This window comes from Pirellulales bacterium (genome assembly GCA_036490175.1).
Classification (GTDB): domain Bacteria; phylum Planctomycetota; class Planctomycetia; order Pirellulales; family JACPPG01; genus JACPPG01.
Genome location: DASXEJ010000166.1, coordinates 1 through 21,387 on the forward strand (window position 1 = coordinate 1; position 21,387 = coordinate 21,387).

Genomic DNA, 21,387 nt, shown 5'->3' on the forward strand with positions numbered 1-21,387 from the left:
TTCTTTACTTCTTCGGCAAATTCTACGCCAAACACCGCCTTGAAGGAATCAAGAAATTGCTGAGTTTTCCTGAAGTCCCGAAAAACTGGCCAAAACACGAAGCTGTGCGGCGGGCAAAGCCATGAATCAGGACCAACCCGCTGCATTATGGCGGCGGCATTGTCCCATTCTTCCCGCAGGCACGCAACTGCAAGTTGCAGCTCCAAGCTGCTTCCGGACCAATCGAAGCCATCGAGAATGCTCATCGCCGAGCCGTTGTCGCCGGACCACTTCAAGGCTTGAGCGTGGTTGACGAGGATGATTTTCGCGTGCAGTTCTTTTCGCGGGCGCTTGTGGGATCGCTTCGTGAGTTCGTGACCAAATTCCCCCATTCGAATAGCCAGCGTCCATTCTTCGCGCCGGAGAAGGGCATAGAGCAGATCGGCTAGGTGCCGATCTGCGACATCGACGTGCGGCTCAGTTGTCTTGCGCCAGAGAACTTGGCCAATCTTGAGTCCGACTTCCGTGACCACCGCAATCGTTTGAAGTAGGTAGTCCTCGGAAACCTCTAGCCGTTCTCCGATGTCCGGCTTCTTGGGAAACTTGACTCCTTGGGAAAGGCAGTTCTCTAGGTACTGGGAAGTCACCTTCCCGTCGCAATGCGTAAAAAGGTTCCTTCTTTGCGACATTTCAACGAACACTGGCCAATTTGCAAATTTCGTTATGGTTCCAGCGTCAAATTGCGTGGCGATCCGCTCGAAGCTCTTGATGTAGCTTTTACGAAGCAGGGAGTCGATTTCGGCATCGACGAGGCGCTCTGAGATTTGCTTTTTGTCGCGCTCAAGAACTTGAGAAAACTTTACCTCTTTGTCCCCTAGTTTCTTGAGCCACTTGTCCTGCGAGAAGAGAGCGCGAAGCAGATTGTTTAAGTATGCGTCTAAACTGCTGAATGCCCCTATGAATAGCGTCTCTGCCATGATCGCTCCGTGCGGCAGCATGCCTCCTTTCGATTCGGTCTGGAGCATGTAAATCGCCTTCATGTAATCCATGAGGCTTTGCACCGCACGTGCTTGCTCGATCGGATCGCTACGATCCCTCAGCTTATTGGCTGTCTGCTGCACCTTCTCGGTCAATGTCGCCAGTTCAGAGTTTTGATTCGCTGCGGCCAGCTTTACGAACGTGGACGCGAGCGACCCAAGCGCTTGCATCTTCTCGTGAAATTCCTCCATGATCCTGGCCATATGGCCATCCGGCGTGGAGTCATCGTGTGCCCGACGCACTAATAGCGACATTGCACTTTCCGAACATGAACCAGAGGGGTGGATAATGTGTCCAAGTAGAGCCGATCCATCTCCCGGAGGCTAGACAGCCAACCCTCAACGCCCCAACCGCTGCCGTTCTGCACCATCGCCGATTCCGTGGGCGCCACGGAGAGCGGACCGCGGTTTGGCACCGCAGCAGATTTATCAACTGCCGGAGGGGTCCGCAAGGATGGGATCGAAAACCCCTCTCTCCGCTAAGCCTTCCGCTTGGCTTTCACCAGCCGCCGTATGGCCTCGGTAGCAGCTTCCGAGCGGTTCCAGCCCTTCCGCTCGTCGCATCTCTGTCCGGGTTTGGTGATGGCCCAGTAGTCCGCCCGCGCCGGATTAATCCGCACCGGCCGCTAGCGCTCCAAGAGCGGCATTGGCCGCCTTCCCTTACTAGGCTAGCCGATGCAGAGGGTAACCTGATGTGTGGCACAATGTCCAAGGAAATCAATGGCGGCGAGAATGAACTACTCGGGGCGGTCAGATCACGCGCGCCGTGTGTCGGCCTCCGCAGTTGTGGCTGCTCGGGCCAGGCTAGAGCCGACGACTAATAGCGGCTTGCCGGATCGACACGAGGAGCCAGCCACCTCGGCCGCCTACGACGCCATGCACCATCTGTGCGTCGAGCTGCATTACCTGTCGTGCAGCGGCGGCGTGGGCAAAGGCCGCCGGCGTTGAACGGCTAGGCGATCATTGGTAGGATCGTCACTGCATTGCTGATCGCTCGCTTGCGTAATCCGTAGCACCTGCCGTGGTGGAGCACGATGCCAGTCTGGAATCACGACGTTAAATATGCCACAAGCGCGCGACGGCCAGCAATGCAGCATAATTCGGGGCGTGGTAGGATTGCGGGCATGAGCATGATATGGAAGCAGCACCGCGCGGAAGCCTTGCGTGCCATTGAGCCCGGCGAGCGCGAATTCATTCCTGAGTGTGGCGAAATTAAAGTCGTTTTCGACTTCGATCCAGCTTCAGTCGACCCCAATGCGGCCAGGCTCATTGACGTACTGCTGGCCGAGGAGAGGCTCGGCGTCGATTGGCCACTCGGGCATGACGGGGCTAAATAATGGCTGGCGGCATGAGCGAACCAATCGAAGACGCAGAGCTGGCAGAGGCGCTTGATCTCGGCAGAAAACAGGCCGACAAGGCAGCCGAGATGGCACGAGAGGAAGCCTGGGGCGACTACATCTGTGCACTGCCCGGCGACCTGCACCGCCGCTACATTGACAGCCTCGGTGCTCCGGCGCGGCTCGATGACCTGCGCCGCTGGTGCGTCTCCGTCGCGTTTCCGACGATCCGCGGGTTTCGGAAGTCGGAAATGTTTGCCGACCCGCAGAAGCTTTTGGCGGAAGTTAGACGCGCCGTGCTGGCCATTGCCAAAGGCGCTGAATCAGAGCTTCCGGAGGTTCCCCCGGAGTTGCCGATTCAATCTGCGGCCGATGCCGAGAATGCGCTGCGCGCACTGACACAATGGTGCGAAACAGCCTTGGCCGCTAGTTGGCATGCGTCCCTGTCGAAAGCGCCGCACTCGCAACCGACAGAGAACAGGGCGCCTATCTAACGACCATCACGCTGCCAGGATTCGCTCCCACGTCGGCAGCAACTCTTGATGCCAGGCCTCGCTGGTTTCGTTGGCCATGCGCAGATGGTCGCTGGCCAACTCGATATCGGGAGCCTTGGCCCCCATCATCACCGCAATCTCTCCGACGGTCCACGATGGGGCGACCGTCCAGTCCTCGTACCAGACTTGCCACGCGACCGGTTGCCATTCGGCAAGAGTCGAGAATTCGGCTTCCCAGATTGCGTCCTCGGCTTTGTAACGCATCGCCCAGTTGAGAATCTCTTCGGCGTCGAACGGCGGGTCGGGCTTGCGCTCCATCCCGGGCCGCAACTGGGCTTGCAGCGTCGCGTGGTTCTTGTAGCTCGATATTGCTTGCCGCAGCTTGTCGCGCCGGCGTAGCCAGATCCAGCGGTCAACGTGTGGCCGCTCGCCGAGGCCAGCGCAGAGCCGATAGTAATGGTCCCAGGTAACCTTGGCTCCGGTGATACCGTTGGGCGTGGCCGTCAATCGTAAGTAGCGGGCGTAGTGCTGGGCGTACGCCCGCGGGTCGGGCACCTGGCCGCCGTCGCCGAGTCCGCCATCAATCCATGCCGCATAGGGTATCGTCGCCGCCCACCGCTCGACGGCGCCGTTGCCCCACAGCTTGCCGCGGTTTTCGCCAGCATCGGGACGATAATCGAAGTTGAAGTGCTCTTCCGGGTGACCAAGCACGCCGGTCTTGCCAAGCAAGTTGCAAAGCATGCTGGAGCCGGTGCGACCTGAGAACGCAATAAAGTAATTCACCGCTCAAGCACCTCATGCAAGAACTCGGAGAACCGCTCGACCGAGCGATTGATAGTATAACGCCACAGCACGGCCTTCCGTGCCCGGCCAGCACGATCGCGGCCGCCGTTGCTCATTGCCAGCCGGCAGGCTTCCGCCAATTCGTCGCCAGTCGCATCGGGTGAAACCGGCCAAACCAACGGGCCGTCTTTTTCCTCCGCCTCGGGTACGATGCCAGTGCGGACTGCGACCACCGGAACGCCAGCGGCGAGGCCTTCGACAATCGACAGGCCGAAGCCTTCGTCGCGCGCACAGCAGACAAGCACATCGAACGCGGCAAGCGTGCTGCCGACGTCCTGGGTTGCCCCGGGGAAGATGGTGCCGGGTGCCTGTTGCTTCAGCTTGCCCGCGGCGATTCCGTCGCCAACCAGCACGGCTCGATAGTGCGGCAGTACGGTCGAAGGGTCGGCAATCTGGCCATCGACCCGCAGAGTCGCATTCAATGCCCTGGCAGCGTGCACAGCCGCTAGCGGGTTTTTGTCGAGGGCGAGCCGGCCTAAATAACCGATCACCCGCTGGAATGGCTCGACGCCCCAGGCAGCACGCACCTGCTCGCGATCGATAGTCGGCTGGCATCGCTCGGGGTCAATGCCGTTGTGGATGATAGCCACGCGGTTGCGAAGCTCGGGCGCAAACGGTTCGACGGCCGCCCTGCTGACGGCATACAGATTGGTGGCGAATGGCATTAAGCTGGCCAGCATCCTCCGGGTGAACTCGCAAGAGCCGTGGCTGGGCAGTACGACACGACGGCCGCGAAAGTCGATCCTGGCCAGCGGCTCCGGGTCGACACCCCAAAGAATCACGATATCCGAAGCCTCGATCACTCTCTCAATGGCAGCAGGCCAGTTCGGAGCGGACCTCGCTCCCGGAATCCGATCTGGGGAAATGACTTGAATGCGGCTAGCTATCTCTGCCGCGTTGGGCCGGTGCAAAAGCTTGGCGCTTTTGACAGCCATCGCGCTCCATTCGACTCGCGGCGTGTAGCGTAGTTGGTCAATTACAGCTTGCTCGACGCCGCCCAGCGGCATCATGGGAAGAATGAATCCGACGCGCGGAAACCCAGTGGTCCGTGGTGCTTGGCGGCTGACTACTGGCAACTGATTACTGGCTTCGTCGTCATTTCCTGAAACATAATCCCGGCAGGTGAGGCAGGACACGGGCCCGCTGCCGCTCTTGTAGCGGCGTAGCGTGCACTCGCCGCGCACCGCGCAGGCGTAAATGGCTTGATTGGCACTACTGCAGCCGCAGAGCTCGTTGCGCTCATGCCGTAGTGGCCGCTCGCCGCGGTGCCGGCAATCGCCACGCGCGGCCATCGCCGCCGCTTCGGCCCGCTCTTGCTCGAGGGATTCGAACTCGCGCAGCTCGGCCGGCTCGTTGGCGTGCGCGCAGCCTTGGCAAAAGGCCGCTGGGATCGGCTGGCCGACGGTGCGCACGCGCGGGTGCAGGCAATAGAAGACACCCTCATCGTCCCGGCGTGCTGGGCATGGCGGTAACTCGATCATGGTGAGTACAGCGAAGTAAAAACGATGGTGATGGTCGTATCGCAGTAGGTGTCCGTGCCTTCGCCGGTGGTGAGGTTGGCAGGACCGCTGACGGTGAGCGTGCCGAAATGCGACGACCGGCAGTCGGGCTTGCCCGAGCGCGTGGCCGTGCCGCCGCCGATGCCGCCGGAAACCTCGTTGACAAATCCCCAGGTGATCGTGGTGGTGTCCGTGGCGGCGTTATAGTTAAAATCCAGTCCCATCAAAACGAACACCGGTACACAAACAAACGCGCTGCCGCCGGCGGGCGCGCCGCTGTAACGGTAGCTGCATCCGGGTCCCCCGCCGGCCGTGAGCAGGTAGGTGCCGTTAAACTCGGAGCAAGGCGCCGTCGTCGTGCCGTCGGGGCAGGTGCCGTCGACCCAGCCGCTGACGACAGCCCGGAACTGCGCCGACGACGGGCAATTGACGCAGTTACTTGGGTCGTTATTGCAGCAGCAAATGCCGATGCCGAAGCCCATCGCGATGATCCCGGACTAGCTTGGTTTCGTGGGGCAGGCGTAAAAGTCGGCGAAATACCAAATGCCGCTTTGCGGATCCTGCTTGGCTTCGGCCAGGGTGCCTGCAGGGAACGTCCAGCCCGAGTAGCCGTTGGCGACCATGAGCGTTTCGAATACGGTGATCGTTTGCGTGTTGGGCGCCGCCCCCCAAGTCGCTGCGGTCGGGCTGGAGAGCGAGTTGTAGGTGAGCTTTTGCAGCGTGCACGCGACGCTCGATGCCGAATTGAGCGTGGCGTTGAGCGATACGACTCCCTGTTGTAAGCGGCGCGAATAGCGGCCCGTGATCGCAGGCTGCATGGACAGGCGCCGCTGCAATTCGGCAATTTGCCGGCGCAGTTGGCGGTTTTCTTCTGCGGGAGTCATCGGGCTAGATGGTGGTAAAGTCCATCTCTCCGTGCTGGGTTTGTATCGTGGTCTTCTGGGCTTCGAAGTCGTAGCGCACCTTCGTCACGACCGTGTTGACCGCCGTGCCGTTGATCGTGGTGATCAGGTAGCCAACCTTGGCGATTTGCGCGAGACGCTTGTAGCCGATTGCGGCCGTGCTGCGCTCGACGCCAAACCAGCCGCTGGCCAGCAGCGCTACTTTTTGCAGGCGATTGAAATCGTTGCGCACCATGCCGCCGGACTCGGATCGCACCAGCTGGCCGTCCTTGATGCCCACCACCGTGCCGGGCGCGACCCAATCCATATAGGCGTCCGGCACATCGATCACCAATCGCGTGATCTCGATGCTCGTTAGCGCGGAATCTTTGGGCACTCGGCACTCGGCGTAACTGTCGGCATGGCAGTAGACCGTGAGCAGCAGGTTGTCCCGCCAGCTCATGTCGGGCAGGTTGTCCCAGCCATCGGTGGCGTCGGCCTTGGTGAACTCTTCGAGAAACAGCCGATGCTGCTGGCCGCGGCCTTCGGCATGGATCTTGATTTTGAAGCCCGGCGACTGGTCCTGCATGCTGATGTCCGCGTTCCAGCGGACGTAGTTGCTGTTGCCGGCATCGGGCGATTGCTCGGCCGTAACCTTGTCGATGTGGGCGTAAAACGTGGAGCTGTCGGCGCGTAACAGCTTGACTGCGGCCAGCGGCGGCTGGAAATCCGGGACGCTGCCAGCCGGCAGGTTATTGATGGTCGAGTCTTCCTCGATGTTGTAATCCGAGTAATCCAAGTCGACGTACAGCGGCAAGTGCGACTGAAAGCGCAGACCTTGCAGCCAGAATGTGTCGCCGGTCGTGGTGGCGTCGACCACCTCGCCGGTTGACTGGTTGATCGTGGGGAAGGCGTAGGTGTTCGTGCCGTCACCTTCGCCGTTATTGACCATGCCGTCCCAATCCTGCGGCAGGCGCATCCAGCTATACACGCGCTCTAGCGACCGTTGTTCGCGAAAGGCATCGTTTCGCTGCATCTTTTCCTTTTCGGTCAGTCCGGCATAGCCGCTGGCCGTGCTGGCGGCCTGGTTGTACTCGGTCTGCTGGCTGCTGGACCAATCGGCCTCGATCGTGCCATCCGCGCCGCTGACCGTGAATACCGAGCCTTTGGGCTCGCCGCGTGCAATGATCTGGTCGTAGTGCGTCTGCTGGGTTTGACGAATCTCCAGCGACTCGATCCAGGGATCCGCCGTGAAGTCGAGCGTCAGCGTGTTCGGATTGGCCGGCAGGGTGTTGCCGTCGCCCAGATTGATCGTGGTGCTCACGAGCGTAAAGAGCACAACCGTGGCTGCGGGCGCATCCTCGATTGGGCCGACAGGGTCGACGTAAAATCCAAGCGCGCGCTTGCGGCTGAACATCGCGCCGAGCAGTTCCCAGGTGGACCGGCCTTCGGCATGCTCTTTCCACGTGATGCCGGCCAACAGGCCGCTAATCTCGTTGACCATCTGCCACGGATAGAAGGCGATCGTATCTTCGTCGGCCGGGTCACCGTCGGTGAGGGTGTAGTAATCGAGCAGGTATTGGGCCGCATCGGTCAGGCCCCAGGCTTGGGCGCCGTTGAGATCTTCGCGGAACGCAAAGCAGCCGGCGCTGGTGGGGTTGGTCGTGCGGTTGGGGCTGATGACTTCGCCGCTGTCGCGCGCGACTGCTCCCTTCCCCATATTGAAGCCGACGGCGCGATGGATGAGCGTTGTCCCGGGGCTTTCGCCGCTGCTCGTGTCGTCGTTGCTCATCACGGTACTGATGACAGGCACGTTGTCGAGGTCGTGGCCCAAGCCCCACGCAACGAGCCGCTGAACGCCCATCGCGGGCGTGCCTTCGACGTCTGCCAGGATGCCGCCGGGCAGATCGATTGGCTCTTGCACGCGGCCGATCCAGACTTCGGTCTGGCTGGCGCCGGTCAAGTCAGGGATTTCGGCCTCGATCTTGATGAACGCGCCCACGAGGTCCAGCGGCGCGACGACCGTGAAGGCGGCCGTGTTCGGATAGAGGATTTTGCCGTAATACCACGTGAGCTGCGCCTCGTCGATTTCGGGCGCGCAGGCGAATTCAGCATAGTCGGCAAGCAGGTATTGCGCGGCCGTCCACTCGTCGGTCCACATGAACTTATAAAAGACCGAGGCGGCGAGAGCACGTTCGGTGAAGTTGACTGGAAGAGGCATGTGAGTCCTTTAGCTTGGCACCACGATCGGCAGCAGGTCCCATTGGCATTCGCAGATCGCCAAACTGGGATCGGCCAGACCGCCCGCACTGTTGGCGACCAAGCAGATCTGGATCGGGCGGACGTCGAACACTTGGTAAAGCTGGTTGCCGCCGGAGAGGTTGAGGCCGTGCCACACAAGCTCTTGCGGGTCGTCGGCGATGAGCGCCACGTAATCGTTGAACGTGGCCATCGCATCTTCGAGGCTTTCGGCATCGACCGAAGTCATCACGGTGAACAGCTTGCCGCGGTTGCCGGTTTGCAGGATGAACATACCGTCGACTCCGGGGCGCTCGATCGCCTGGAGCTGCTGCTTGACGAGGTCGGGCGGCACGCCCAGGATGTCGATGAACTCGAAATCGCCGATGGAATTGAGGGCCATGCGCTAAGCCCTTCCATTTTTGTCGCGGGCGCCCTTGGCTGCGTCCGCGTTGCGGTTGCCACGCACGATGGCGTTTGTGTCCTTGGCTGTGCGGGCGGCGTCTTCGGTAGCCTTAGCGCTACGCTCAAGCAGCTCCGTTTGCTTCTCCAGCGTCTCGTTGGCCTTTTCAAGGCCGTTGATTTGGCCGAACCCACGATCCAAGCTGCCCCGCATCCGGCCGCCGATACCGATTGTGTCTGCGGCGCTGGCGGCGGAAGCGGCCTCGATCTCGACCGGCGTAAGCTGATGCTCTTTGTCGGCGACCAGGTTGCTGCCGCCGTACAGTTTTCCGTAGAAGCTGCGAGCGATGGAGTATTTCCAGCTGTCGGCGGCGCCGAGGTTCGCGGCATTGAGCGCGTCGGACTCCGACTGACCGATAATCCGGAGGTTTTCGCCGGCCTTGGCCCGGTCGTTTTCGCTCAATTCCTTGTTCGCGCGGATCTGTGCCTGGATCTTCGCGTCGGCAGCCCCGGGCTGCTCAAGCGTCGATCTCACAAGGTGCGAGCCCTCGGCATTACGCAGCGTGGCGGCCCTGGCGGCGATATCCGCTTCGCTGAGTTGGGCCAAGCTTTCCGCGCCTGCCCCACCCAATACCCGCTGGGCCAATAGCGGATTGGCGAACAGCATGTGCATCCGCGCTTTGGCGTCCTGCTCGCGCACGTAGTTGTTGGTGGCCTGATCGGCCTCAGTGAGCGGATGGCCCCGTTTCCCGGTGACTTCCTTGAGCGTGGTATGGTCGGCCAGGGCGGCCGCCAGCGTGGCGGCGAAGCGCGGCGGCAATTGCTTTTGGATGGCAGCTTCCTGAAACCCGAGCGCCTGCTCGGGATCAAAGGCGCCAGTCGAGACCATCTTGATCGCGGCCCCGAACACGCTGCGGTCAGCCAGTTCGCCGGCGTGCTTTGGACCGGCCATCGTCTGCATCGCGTAGGCCAGGTCGCCCAGTTTTTCGCCAGACGCCCCAGACAGAAGCGTGTTCAATCGGCCGATCAACTCGCCGTGGGCGCCGATGGCCGCGGCGTCACCGCCAAACAGTGGCGCAGCCTTGAAACCGGCCTTCGCCAATTCGTCTAGCCGGGCCTGGCTGGCACCGGGCGTGCCTTCGAACACGCCCTGATAGGCGGCCTGGGCTTCCGGCTGGGCCAAGCCCGATCCCTCGATAAGTCGTTTGACGTGGCCGGCCGCCCCGATCTGCCCCGACATGGCCAGCATCTTCGTCAGGTCGTCATTAAGCTTCTGGTGCTCGGCGCCGATTTCCTTCAGTTCGTTCATCCACTCGGTGTAGTGCTCGGAAACCTTCGCAATTGCCTCCCCAACGGCGGCGATGCTCAGTATCTCCTTGGCGTAATCGCCCACGCGCTCCTGGGCCTGTCCGATAAACGACTCGTGATGCTCCTTGCTCTCTTCGTGCGCGCGCTTATTTTCCGCCCGCAGCTTCTCGACCTCGTTGACCAACGTGCGCAGCTCACGCTTGGTCTGCTCGCTTTCCGTGATGATTTGCTGCTTAATTTCGGCCATGACATTTCGCTAGCGCGCGTTCAGAACGAAGCGGGGTTGCATGAGTTGTGACTCGATGCGGTGCACAATGCTGACTATGTGCAGATCCCCGCGGCTGGGTCGGTAGCCGGGGAGCAGTCCGCGCCGCCAGGCGTCGAGCTCGTCATCGAGTCTTTTTTTTTGAGGTCCTCGTAAAAAGCCTTCACTTTGTCGAGGGCGACCGTCTCGGCCAGGGCCGTTTGCACCGTCATGGTGTCGAACAAGCCCAGCAGAGTTGCCTCGTCTCGCCCCAGGCGGTAATTGAGCGCGAGCGCATCGACGGCGTCGGCTGCCAGCCGTTCGAATTCGAGCGTCGTGTCAGCAAAGAAAAACTTGGCAATATCCGCTGACCGATCCCAGAGCGTGCGATACGTGGGCCGCACTTCCATGCCAAACACGCCGTTATGCCAGCCAATCGAACGCGGCAAGTCCGTGCTTCCCAGCGGGCAGCGAATCACCGGCACCTGCCAGGCTTGGCTGTCGGACAGATTGACCGGCCGGCCGCCCAGCGGCCGCTTGCGCAACAGATCGGCCGGTGTGACGGGGCTCATCGCGTCCAGTGACATAAACAGATCGCCGTCGCGTAGCGCGTGCCAGGTGACGTATTTGTCCTGCGGATGGTAACCCATGCGGCGCGGCGGCTGACGGCTTTCGACCGGCAACGCCGAAAGGATCGTGCCGGGCTTGCCGCCAGGGCCGGTGGACGCGGAGATCTCGTTGATCGCCAGGTCGGAGTATTCCACGTCGGCCAACACGTCGCCCAAGCCGCGATCGGCCAGCAGTTGCCGGTTGAGCACCTGCTTGGGATAGAGCTGGGCGCCGAACACGCCAGGCAGGAAATACAGCGGTGCGCTCATTGATGGCCCCAGTTGTCACAAATGTCCGATACGCTGTGCCACGGAATGAACGGAATCGCGTCGGTGTCCATCCCGATGGGCGTCGGCAAATCCTGGTCAAGCGTGAGTAAGTAGCTTGCGACTGGCGTTAGGGCCCACGGCCCACTGCCCTCTTCGTCGAGCGGGAATCTGTAGGTCCGATCATTCATCCGCTGGCCTTTGCGGTCCCGCCGGCAGCTTCAGCGACAGATGTTCCAGCGGCAGCTTCGGCGACAGCCGCATCTGGCGGGGCGATGATGCGCACGGCTTCGGTCGGCCCCTGGCTGAGTAAGGCGGCCCGAAGCGGCGCGTCGATTTGCGATAGCTCGGTGATCGCTGTTTCGTAGAGCGTACTCCTGCGCGATGCCAGTTCGACCGCTAGCCGGTCAATGCGCTGATAGGCAACCGCCGGCCCGATGCCGAGGCGTGGGGCAACGTCGTCGCGAATCTGCTCAATCGCCGTCTTGTGTGCGGGCGCCGGTGTCGGTGTAGGCGTTGCGGCTGTCGTATCGGTCACGGTGGTTTCTCCCTGCGTTGGGTGCTTGTGAAAAAAGTCGCCGCCGGGCATGGCCAAAAACTCCTGTTGGCTAAGTGATCGCGCTGGCTGTGCTAATGGTCAGCGCGCCAGCGGTCGTGCTGGGGGCGATGAGGTCGAGGATGAGGCCAGTCATGGCTTCGCTGTTTCCGCCAGCCTGGGTGTCGTCTACGACGATCGTGCCGGCCGTGGCGCCGAAGGCGATATGCTGGGCGGTGGCATTGGCGACGTACGCCAAACCGCCGGTCGCCTTGTTGTTGACCTTGCGTAGAAAGCACGCCAACGCGGTGAGCTGCGTGCCAGTAAGTCCATACGTGGTCCAGGGCTCGGTGGCCAGGCCGCGGATGGTAACCTTGGGATTGATCTGCTTAATGGCGATGAACGTGTCAAAAATGTCGCTGGCGCTGCCGCGTTCGTAGGTCTCGGTGCCCAAGTCGATCGACATGTCTTGGACTCCGTCGAGCGTGGTGGAGTTGATCTCGACCGGGCCCAGCCCAAAATACTCGGCGGCCGAAGGCGTGCCGGTGATGGCCACGCTGCCGGTGGGAATGATCGGCGGGTTGGTGCCGTCGTAGATGCCGCACAAACGGACTTCGGCCGTGGCCCGGCCCTGGTGGCTGGCCGAGATGCTTTTGACGTACATCATCGCGTTTTCCATCCGCAAGCGGATGCCGGTGGTGGCGCTGGTGGCATCGCGGCTGCCCAGGTCCGTCACGTTGCGGAAGATCAAGTCGGTATTGCCGCCCGACAGGTTGGCACCCAATAGCCCAGTTTCAGCCAGCAGCGTGGCCAACTGTGTGGTCCGGAAGGTGATCTCGGGTTTGAAACCGACGAAGCCCTTGAACAGCGGCTGAGGATAGCCCGAGCCATACTGGAGCACGGCCTGCACGCGCGGGCTCGGGCGGGAGTCCTCGATCTGCGAATAGAAGCTGTTGGGGGTCTGAATCCCGTGCAGAACGTAAATGCTAGAGACGGACATCGCGGATCAGCTCCCGTTGACGGTGGTTTTCGGCTCTTTGAGCGCGTTCAGTTTCTCGGCGATCAGCTCCTCGCCTCGTTTGGCCAGCCGCTTTTCTTCGCTGTCGGTGATCGCCAGGATTTCGGCCGCCTTATCCGGCTGGCCGCTCTTGTACGGCCGCATCGTGCAATAACGCGGGCCGACCATGCCGATCGTCACTCGCGACGGATAGGCGCGGACCATGCCGCCAGCCTCAAGGGCACTGCGCATCAGCCCTGTCAGCAGGTTGTCGACAATGCCGCCTTCCAGCGCGAGCCCCCTGGATGCCAATTGCAGCTTGCGGCGCAGGTACGGCCCCGTACGTGGCTGGTGGTGGTAGATGCCCTTGGCAGCCGGCGTGAAGTGCGGGGCCAACATTTCCCTATGCCACAGTTCGCCCATCCCCGCGTTTGCGTCGCGGCAAATGCCATCCCACGCGCGTGCGCTGGCCTCAGGAGGCCGCTCCTCGCGCATGATGAAATTGAACGTGTACATGGTCTGCTACAGCTTGCTGACGCGGACCTGGACGTCCGCCATGAAATACTTCCGCGGTGCGCCCGCTGCCGGATCGACGATGCCGAACTTGCCGACCGGCACGACAAGCGATTCGATCGTCAACAGGTCGTCGGTGCCTTGGAGCAAGCCGATGTCATCCATTACGCCGCCGACGAAGTTCTTGAAGTCGGTGGTGCTGGCGCCCAAGTCGTCGGGGAAGCGCACCCAGTCGGTGAGGATCAGCGTCATTTCCGGATCGGGCCGCAAATGCTGAAGATCGACCCGGCGCAAGGCAAACTCGCCCATCTCGACGACGGCTGATGGCCGCTCGATCGTGTGCAGGTCGCTGGGCAGCAGGAAGCTGCGGAAGACAAACCGCGCGGCATCGGCCTGCGAACTCGCCCCCACCTTGGCCCGGAACGTCGTCGACAATGGCACGATTTCGAGCAGCTTCTGCTCGACCCAGGCCATGCTGGACGTAGGCGTGATGGTGGTTGGTAGGTCGCCCGACATCGATCATCCTTATCGCCGCAGTTGATTGCCGGTTCCCACCTGTTCGACTGCCTGGCGGCGGAAGATCAGCACCCACGTATTGCCATCGCTTTTGACCGGACCACCGTAGAAGTAGGGGCGCCGGTCCGGCTTTGACGTTCGCACAATGGTGTCGTCGAGCATCGGCTGACAAATTCCACCAACCAGCACCCCGCCGAACGTGGCACTGGCCGTGCGACCAATGCGGACGTGCACTTCCTCGGTGGTCACGGTTTGACTGTTCGAATCGCTCAGCATTCCGGTTGCGGGTGCGACCACGGCCGTAAGCTGGTGCGTCAGGCCATCAGCCTTGCTGAAATAGTCGACTGGCTCGCCCATGTTGCGAAACAGCATGGGCAAGCCGATGCGACTCAGAATTTGCTCGACGATCGTTGGCACCGAGAGGCCTCCGCATGATTCGATCCGCCTACGATCACGGGGTATCCGCGTAGACGTCGGTCAGCAGATAGCCGGCCTCCGGGTAGTAGATGACCTCCTCCACTTGGTGCCGGACGCGGACGATATCCGACCGCTTGGGCTCATCGCGGTAGGTCTCGACCACCGGCAGCGGACCGCTGCCGCCTTCGGTCGCCAGGTCGCCGTATTCCTGCCGCGACTCATCCCAATGGAAGAGGCGACCAGTGCAGGGCTCGACCGGGTCTTCGCCCTCGGGCAGCAGCAGGAGCATGAAGTAATTCGGGCTCCAGATTTCCGACAGGCTGCGGGCCTGCGCCGGGTTAGCGGTGTTCTGCGCACCGCCGGCAACGATCAACTGAGGAAGATCGAGGGCCTGCGCGATAGCCTGGGCGGTGATATTGCCCGGGCGCGCGTCCTGAAAACCCTGGAACTTCACGCGGTCGACGATCTCGTCGCAGTTCTGCAATTCCATGAACAAATGCCGTTCGCACAGACCGGCATTTGGCCACAGTCCACACTGCTGCCAGAAGGCCTTCTTACCGGCTTTTACGTCCTCGATCGGCGTCGCGCTGCTACCAGTGCTCCACGGCGTCGATACGCCAGTATTCGCGAAGTTCGACGTGTTGAAGTACAGCTTGGAAATGCGGATTTCCTGCGCGCGGGCGATGCGGTCCATCGCCCGGCCGGTGGCAATGCGCTCCATGTCGAAGTAATTGGCAAACATCGCCGACGCGTTGTCATCGACGCGTTGCTCGACGCCGCGCTCTTGCGTGGCGAACTTGTTCGTGTCGAAGTCCCAATCGTCGCGGCGATAGGAGCCATCCGCGTTGCGGATGGTCTCGCCGTTTTTGAGCAGCGCCTCCAGCGGGATAATGCCGTAGGTGCCGCCGGATTCGTACACCGGCAGCGGCGGCATGACCTTTTGGCCGACGAAGTTTTTGCGGTCCATCTCCAGGTTGAACTGCTCGAGGGATCGAGCGAGGTCGGGCCGGAGTGTTGAAAGTTGGGTTGCGGGTCCGACTGGCATGGCTTGAATCTCCCGAGACTAAAAACGTTGGATTGGAAGTTTGGTTTCTTCGACGGCCGTCGTGGGCTGACAATCAGGGGCTGGCCATTGAGCCAGCGGCCTTGAGGTTCGTGAGGATTGCCGACACGCTGGCGTTCAAGCTGGCGATGGCGTTCTTGACGGCGACAAGGTCGGCCTGGTCATAGGTGGCACCTGCCGCGATAGCCGCCAGCGTGCTGCCTGCCGTTCCGCCCGTGCTGTCGGTGAGTTCGGCGACACTGGCGGCCAGCTCGACCAGGCCGTAAGCGCCAGCGCCTGCGGCGCCGATGTCATTCGAGCCGCCGGGCAGAACCTGAATCCAATCGCCCTCGACGGTCGCGGCATCGATCGCCGTGCCGACCGGGAAGGCGTTGGCCGTGGCGCTGATCTGGCCGCTGGCCGCAGCGTAGACCTTGGCACCGGCCGTAATGGCTCCGGCCGCGACGAAAATCGCCGTGCCCTGCGCAGTCCGCAGCCGAACGGTGACCGACGCGGGCGCGATGCCGCCAGCGGCAAATGTCTGGGCCACTACCGTGCCGATTGCATCTTCGGCGCCGGCTTCGACGATCAAGCCGCTGACCAATTTAACGCGGCTGTACTGCGGAATGGCAACGTTGCAATCGAACGTTTCGTATCCGCCTTCAACGTATTCGGCAACCATGTTCTCGTTCCTTATCGACTCGGTTTAGTGGGGTGGAATCGACCGCTTAATGCAGCGGCCACTGTTAGCCGGTGAAACTCGGCAGGCCGGTGATCTTGTTCAAGTCGCGGCCGCGGGCTTGGTTGAACGAGCGCACATACTGGGCGTGCAGCTCGGGGTTCTTGCGTACAGCAGCCGAGACAGCCGCGGTGCGGTTGCCCTTGTGCTTGGTCAACTGCTCTTCGACCAGGGCGTCGAACTCGGTGAGCGCGTCGCCGGTCGTTTCGGTGGCCTTTGCATTGGGCCCGGTCTTCACGGGCGTGACGATGCCGGGGCGCTTGGGCGGAGTGGCGCGGGCCTTTTCCAGTTCCTCTTGCGAGGCCTTCAGCCGGGCGCCTTGCTCTTTCATCCAGGCCTTTTGGGCCTGCTCGACGGTCGCCTTGACCGCCAACTGCGAGCACAAGAACTTCTCTTCCGCGCCTTCGCAGGCGGTCAGCAGGTCGTGATAGGTCGCGCTGGTTTCCAGAACCGACGCGGCGACGATGGTCCGCGGCTCTTCGGCCACTTGGGTTTCGGTCTGCTTGGTCTCTGTGGCCATTGCTTTGGCTCCTCTTGCTGTCGGAACTGAAATGGTTTTGGTTTTCAATTTGGCCGACGCCGCGGCGGCCAGTTGATCTAAAGTGTCGTCGAGTGATTGCACGCCATCGATCAGCCCCAAGGCCTGAGCCTCTGCTCCGACGTGTACGCGGCCGTCGGCCAGCGCCGTGGCGGCATCCAGCGACATCCGCCGGCCACGGGACACGGCCAGGATGAATTGATCGTTGGCCGCGTTGACGAATCGCTGGATTTCGGCCAACTGCTCGGGAGTGACTTCCGTGCCCGGCACGCCGACGCCCTTCATGTCGCCAGCCCGCACAACGTGGACTTTGATGCCTTCAGATGCAGCGGCCTGCGAGCTGTCGGTCACCACCATGTAAGTTCCGATCGAACCCACGGCGGCCGTCGCGTTGGCGAACACCTTGGCTGCGGATGAAGCCGGCCAATAGCCGCCCGAACACCCCATGTCTTCGATGTACGCCCAGCACGGCTTCTGCTGGTTGGCCATTGCAATGTCGTCGGCCAGGTCACCGGTGCCGGCCATCGTGCCACCGGGCGAGTCGACCTTAACGAGTGTCGCGACAACCTGATCATCAGCGGCAGCCAGCCGAATCTGCCGGCGGGCAAACACCGTGCTGGTGCTGTTGCTCAAACTGCTCTGCATCTTCATCAGCGAGCCGTTGAGTTCGACGATGGCAATGCCGGAGCTGGTGACCGGATAAACGACCTGGTCGCGTGCCTTGCTTTGCGGGACAGAGCCGCCGGCTGCCACCTTGGCTATGGACCGCTTGCGTTTCGCGGCATCGCGGACGTGTGTGCGCAGATCGAGTTTCTGCACATGCTGCCAAGCGACCCGAAACGTGTCTTCGTGCATCAGCCAAAGGCCGAGATACTGGTCCAGCCGCGCGGCTTTCAGCGCCCGCAGTGGATCCAGGTTCGCCAGCGACAGGCTTTTGAGTGGATCGTGCGTCATGCTCCGGCCCCCTGGAACTGCCTTGGCGACCGAGCACGTTTGGCGGGTGTGGCCGTCTTGGTTGGCGGCTTCTTGGCTGTCGAGGCGTCCGCGTCGTCTTGGTCGTCGCCGATCTGCTCGGCGGCGGCGATCTTGACGCCAGCGGGAGTCGGAAGCGGCAACAAATCGCGCCAGCTCGTGCGGTCCGGATCGTCGGGAAACAGCCCGTTGATCTTGGCGCTGGTCTTTTTCGCCCGGATGATTGCGGCGCCTCGGTCGCTGATCGTTTCGCGCACGATGTCGCTGAAGCGCAGGTTCCGCTCGGCGTACTTGCGTCGGGGACTGGTGAGTGCGTTGGACAGTTGCAACAGGTCCGTCTGGCTGTCCTTAAGCGGCTCGATGTACGGAAATGCCGGCATCTGCCAGTGGTGCTTGAGCACGTTGGCGCCGTCGCTGCCGAAGCCGCTAAAGTCGAGCACGTCACGCTCGGACTTGCGGGGCCGGAAGCCCGGATCGTCGGCCATCCATTGCCGAACCTTCCATTGATAGACCGGACGCAAAAGCCGGCGCGCCAGTGCCCGCTGGTTCTTGCGGAAGCCGAGTTTGGCTTGGTCGAGCGCGCCGCGCCAGCCGCTAAAGTTCGTCTCGCTGGCGTCCATCAAAGCCAGGATCAACGGCAGACCGAGGTTTACACCGATCAGCTGTACAATTGCCCGCATATGTTGCAGGAATTCCATGCTGGGAACGGTGGGATTCCAAGCGCTGATCTTCTCGCCCTTTTCCCCCAGCACTTCCATGCCCGGCGCGATTTTCTGCCGCGGCATCGTCCCGCGCTGTGGCGGCGGAGCTTGAGCGCCAGCCGGTGACTTGATGTCGCCCAGCAGCGGCGGATTCTCGCCGTTCCAATCCTGGCCGCGCTCGCGCAAGATCGCGAAGCAACTCAAAATCTGCTGCCGGACCAGGGCTGCAAACTGGATGTCCTCGAACATGCCCAACGCGTCGAAGCAGGGCGCAAATACGCTGACGCCGCGCGTCTGAGTGACGCGCTTGGGGTGGTAGACGTGGGCTAGCTGCCGGTAGCCGTCTTCATCGCGGACCGGGATGCGGAGCATGTCACCGACACGGCCGGCCACGCTGTTAGGCGAAAGATCCTCTTTTGATATCCAATACTCGAGCCGCTTCCGCTGGTCGGACAGCAGCACGCCCAGCACGACATTACGCGTGGTGCGTGGCGTGCGAATGCGGTGGCCCTCGATGCACTGGAGCTGTCCGCCTTCCAAGAACAGGTCGACGATATCGCCGTCCACCAGCATGTGGCGTAAGTTGGCGCCGACAATCTCACCAAACGACCGTTCGCCTTCGATGTCGCACTGCTCGGGATCGTCGCTCCAGCTAATCCACCGGTCGGACAGGGCCTCGTTCCGTCCGCGGTCGCCGGTGGACGGGATTAAGGTAAAACCGTCCTGATACGTGTTGTTGACGACCGTATCGATCATCTGGCCGGCCAACAGGTCGTTTCTGTCGAAATCGCGCACCTGTTCCATCACACGCATGTAATGGCCGATTTCGATTCGGTAGTGCCAGTCCGCATGGGTGCCAACGGCGAGCACGCCTTCCCGACGGCGGCGATAGCGACTTTCGTGCGCGGCAGCGTAGTCAGTCCGCAGATCTTCCATGTGATCTGCAAGCTTCACTGTGTCGTTATTGCGGCGCAGTTCTCGGGCCATTACCAACCGCCCCCTGGACCGCGAAAGTTGCGTAAATCAAAGGTGCGGGAGCCAGTGCCGCTTCGGCGGGAATGGTCGGCTGCCCAGATGCGGGCTTGCTCGAGTTGGGCCTGCACGCGGGACACGTCAACGGTGAACGATTGGCCGTCACCCGCGTTGACGTTGTTCGGGAAGCTCATCAGGAAGCGACAGGCGCTGATAAAGGCGCGGCACTTCGCAACGTCTTCCAGCTCTTCGTAGCTGGCGTTGTCCTGATACGCCGCGATCGCGTCGTCGTACGTGCTGGAGCTATCGAGTGCCATTCAAAAGGCACATCGGCAACATCGCGTAGCAAGGACCGCGCTATATGGTCGATCCGGCGCCGGATCGTTCGTATATTTGTCAGCAGCCACGATCAGCGCACGTCGTACGCAGCTGCGACCCGCTCAAGTAGCCATCTCAGAGCGTCGGCGCCGCTGCACACGCGCTTTTTGTTCTCAAGCCGCTCACCGGTGGCGTCGAGCGAATCGAACAGTCGCCGCATGGCTCGGGATTGCCGGTCGGTGAACTGCACATCGACATGGCGAAGCCGGTAAGCATCCTCGCGCATTGTGCCGATGGGAATGTCGATCGTCGCGCTGGGCAAGGCCGGCTTCTTTTCTTCCGGCTCGTCCGCCTTCACCGTCGGCAGGGTCTTCAATTCGTCGGTAGCGTTTTTCTTCGCCATTATTCTCTGCTCCTATCTGTCGGATACACAAAACGCCCGTCCATCTGGCGTAGTGACTTCGGGCCTGGACGGTTGAGGCACGCGGTCAACGGGCGGCGCGGCCCGGAAAGCAAGGTCTTTCCAATTACCTGAGACGCAAATCTCTGCCATCGCCCGGCTGTAGACTTCGCAGTCCCAGTAATGGTTGCCGATACGGTTGTCCGCCGGTCGCCAGATCATCTTCTTTTGACCGGAGCTACTGCGATCGACGCGCTTGACCTCATTGCAGATTTGCCGCAAGTAGTCTTCACCGTCGGTGAGAATGCCGTCGTAAAGCAGCCAAACCCCGGGGCCGTCGAGCGGTATCTCCCAACGGCTGCGAATATCTTCCTTGAACACGTCCACGGCGATGCGCCACAACCGCAGGCCGCCAGGATAGGGCTTGCCGGTCTTGGTGTTCTTATCGACCAGGCTGAACTTGTAGAGTTCTCCCGCCTGCGCGATGCGATTGTCACCGGCGAAGGTGTAAACGCGCTCGGTGCTGGCCGCATTGAAGTTGCGGACCCATTCAGCCACCTCGGCCTGCCGGTGGCCCTGACAGTCGATCCCCGCCCGAAACACCGGCAGCGACTGATGGCCGACGGGGTTGGCCGTGAGTAATGGGAAGCGCACATTGAGAACCATGCTGCCAAACTCGTCGAGGTCGCTGCTGCGAATCGCCTCGCCATCGGCATTGAACTTTTGATTGCACCTGCCCCGCACGACCAGGGCACTACGGCAGCCCTCGCCCCAGGCACGCACGACGAAGTAAACGCAATCGTCCTGAACGTCGGCACCGCAGGTGAGGAAGATGGCCCAATCCGGAACCTTGCCGCGTGGATGGCCGGCAGCGAGCCGCTGGCCGATCGTCTTCCACTTGGGCGGCCTCTTTGACGCATACGATCGCAGGGCCAGCCAATCGTTGATGAACACCTTTTTCGTGGCCGGGTCATCGCGGGTGGCCAGATACTCGGCAGCCACGTCGCCAAAGGTCAGCATTTCGCTATACAGGCTCGACAGGTGAAAGCCGGCGTGCCGTGGGCTGCGCTCTGGAGTGCCAACCAAGTCGCCGCGGCGGTCGACGGTTTGCCCCCTGGGGCACCAGACGCCGCGGGTGTTCATGTCGTGCTTGTGCCGATCTTCGATCCGGCAGCCGTCGGCCTCGCATTCGTACCAGGCTGCAAGGCGTGCTTCGCTCGGCGTGAGCCAGTTGCCGTTAGCGTGCTGCAAACCCTGAATGCCGCCGCGGCCGGCAAATGGCCCTTCCTTGTGCGGAAAGCAGCGCAATTCCTGGTGGTGGCCACAGCGCTGGCACGGCAGGTTGTAACGCCGCTGGTCGCTGTCTTCGAATAGCGCCAGGATCAAACTCGTCTCGTCGGTCGGGCTGCTCTCAGCGAACACCAGCGAGCTAAAGAACGCCTTGATTCGCTGCCGCGCCTTATCGAAGCTGCTGCCCTGCTTGAAGTGGTCCCGCCAGCGGTCGGCCTCGGTCACGAAAACAAACTTGCACGCTTCGCCCGACAGCGTCTGGGTGCTGCCGGCATAGCCCAGGAAAATCAGATTGCGGGC

The 21,387-nt window shown here is 61.9% G+C and carries 23 protein-coding genes; 2 read left to right on the top strand and 21 right to left on the bottom strand.

Annotation, left to right across the window (positions count from 1 at the left end; translation table 11 throughout):
- A partial coding sequence (locus VGG64_12605; protein ID HEY1600439.1) for a hypothetical protein occupies positions 1–1,271 on the bottom strand: 1,271 nt, incomplete at its 3' end.
- Positions 1,272–2,140: 869 nt separating this feature from the next.
- On the opposite strand from VGG64_12605, the gene VGG64_12610 reads away from it, so the two are divergent.
- Complete coding sequence (locus VGG64_12610; protein ID HEY1600440.1) at positions 2,141–2,353, top strand: hypothetical protein; 213 nt, start codon at positions 2,141–2,143, stop codon at positions 2,351–2,353.
- Positions 2,354–2,364: 11 nt separating this feature from the next.
- Positions 2,365–2,847: a hypothetical protein gene (locus tag VGG64_12615; protein HEY1600441.1), complete on the top strand. Its 483-nt coding sequence runs from the start codon at positions 2,365–2,367 to the stop codon at positions 2,845–2,847.
- 6 nt (positions 2,848–2,853) lie between these two features.
- On the opposite strand, the gene VGG64_12620 is transcribed toward VGG64_12615, so the two are convergent.
- The 20 genes from VGG64_12620 to VGG64_12715 all read right to left on the bottom strand — a co-directional run.
- Complete coding sequence (locus VGG64_12620) at positions 2,854–3,630, bottom strand: Stf0 family sulfotransferase (protein ID HEY1600442.1); 777 nt, start codon at positions 3,628–3,630, stop codon at positions 2,854–2,856.
- Positions 3,627–5,171 carry a glycosyltransferase gene (locus tag VGG64_12625; GenBank protein HEY1600443.1) on the bottom strand — a complete coding sequence of 515 codons (1,545 nt, stop codon included), beginning with the start codon at positions 5,169–5,171 and terminating at the stop codon, positions 3,627–3,629. The genes VGG64_12620 and VGG64_12625 overlap by 4 nt, the downstream gene beginning before the upstream one ends.
- Positions 5,168–5,671, bottom strand: a complete 504-nt coding sequence (locus VGG64_12630) for a hypothetical protein (protein ID HEY1600444.1) — start codon at positions 5,669–5,671, stop codon at positions 5,168–5,170. Before VGG64_12630 ends, VGG64_12625 begins: the two co-directional genes overlap by 4 nt.
- A gap of 15 nt (positions 5,672–5,686) precedes the next feature.
- The gene (locus VGG64_12635; GenBank protein ID HEY1600445.1) at positions 5,687–6,073 is read right to left on the bottom strand and encodes a hypothetical protein; all 387 of its coding nucleotides are present in this window, start codon (positions 6,071–6,073) and stop codon (positions 5,687–5,689) included.
- A gap of 4 nt (positions 6,074–6,077) precedes the next feature.
- Entirely contained in the window at positions 6,078–8,291 is a 2,214-nt protein-coding gene (locus VGG64_12640) for a hypothetical protein (protein HEY1600446.1), read from the bottom strand.
- 9 nt (positions 8,292–8,300) lie between these two features.
- Complete coding sequence (locus tag VGG64_12645; GenBank protein HEY1600447.1) at positions 8,301–8,711, bottom strand: hypothetical protein; 411 nt, start codon at positions 8,709–8,711, stop codon at positions 8,301–8,303.
- Positions 8,712–8,714: 3 nt separating this feature from the next.
- A complete protein-coding gene (locus tag VGG64_12650) occupies positions 8,715–10,202 on the bottom strand; it encodes a hypothetical protein (protein ID HEY1600448.1) in 1,488 nt (495 codons plus the stop codon).
- A 137-nt stretch (positions 10,203–10,339) separates the two neighbouring features.
- Positions 10,340–11,140, bottom strand: coding sequence for a hypothetical protein (locus tag VGG64_12655; protein ID HEY1600449.1), 801 nt, complete (start codon positions 11,138–11,140; stop codon positions 10,340–10,342).
- 184 nt (positions 11,141–11,324) lie between these two features.
- The gene (locus tag VGG64_12660) at positions 11,325–11,726 is read right to left on the bottom strand and encodes a hypothetical protein (GenBank protein HEY1600450.1); all 402 of its coding nucleotides are present in this window, start codon (positions 11,724–11,726) and stop codon (positions 11,325–11,327) included.
- A gap of 19 nt (positions 11,727–11,745) precedes the next feature.
- Complete coding sequence (locus tag VGG64_12665; GenBank protein HEY1600451.1) at positions 11,746–12,672, bottom strand: hypothetical protein; 927 nt, start codon at positions 12,670–12,672, stop codon at positions 11,746–11,748.
- Between the two features lie 6 nt (positions 12,673–12,678).
- A complete protein-coding gene (locus VGG64_12670; protein HEY1600452.1) occupies positions 12,679–13,185 on the bottom strand; it encodes a hypothetical protein in 507 nt (168 codons plus the stop codon).
- 6 nt (positions 13,186–13,191) lie between these two features.
- Positions 13,192–13,698, bottom strand: a complete 507-nt coding sequence (locus tag VGG64_12675) for a hypothetical protein (protein ID HEY1600453.1) — start codon at positions 13,696–13,698, stop codon at positions 13,192–13,194.
- Positions 13,699–13,707: 9 nt separating this feature from the next.
- Positions 13,708–14,115, bottom strand: coding sequence for a hypothetical protein (locus VGG64_12680; GenBank protein HEY1600454.1), 408 nt, complete (start codon positions 14,113–14,115; stop codon positions 13,708–13,710).
- A gap of 34 nt (positions 14,116–14,149) precedes the next feature.
- Positions 14,150–15,160, bottom strand: coding sequence for a hypothetical protein (locus VGG64_12685; GenBank protein HEY1600455.1), 1,011 nt, complete (start codon positions 15,158–15,160; stop codon positions 14,150–14,152).
- 73 nt (positions 15,161–15,233) lie between these two features.
- Positions 15,234–15,839, bottom strand: coding sequence for a hypothetical protein (locus tag VGG64_12690; protein HEY1600456.1), 606 nt, complete (start codon positions 15,837–15,839; stop codon positions 15,234–15,236).
- 64 nt (positions 15,840–15,903) lie between these two features.
- Entirely contained in the window at positions 15,904–17,388 is a 1,485-nt protein-coding gene (locus tag VGG64_12695) for a S49 family peptidase (GenBank protein ID HEY1600457.1), read from the bottom strand.
- Entirely contained in the window at positions 17,385–19,094 is a 1,710-nt protein-coding gene (locus VGG64_12700; GenBank protein ID HEY1600458.1) for a phage portal protein, read from the bottom strand. The genes VGG64_12695 and VGG64_12700 overlap by 4 nt, the downstream gene beginning before the upstream one ends.
- Positions 19,094–19,396, bottom strand: coding sequence for a hypothetical protein (locus tag VGG64_12705; protein HEY1600459.1), 303 nt, complete (start codon positions 19,394–19,396; stop codon positions 19,094–19,096). The genes VGG64_12700 and VGG64_12705 overlap by 1 nt, the downstream gene beginning before the upstream one ends.
- Before the next feature lie 92 nt (positions 19,397–19,488).
- Positions 19,489–19,800, bottom strand: a complete 312-nt coding sequence (locus tag VGG64_12710; protein ID HEY1600460.1) for a hypothetical protein — start codon at positions 19,798–19,800, stop codon at positions 19,489–19,491.
- Positions 19,801–19,812: 12 nt separating this feature from the next.
- Positions 19,813–21,387: terminase gpA endonuclease subunit (locus tag VGG64_12715; protein ID HEY1600461.1), on the bottom strand; the 1,575-nt coding region annotated here is incomplete at its 5' end.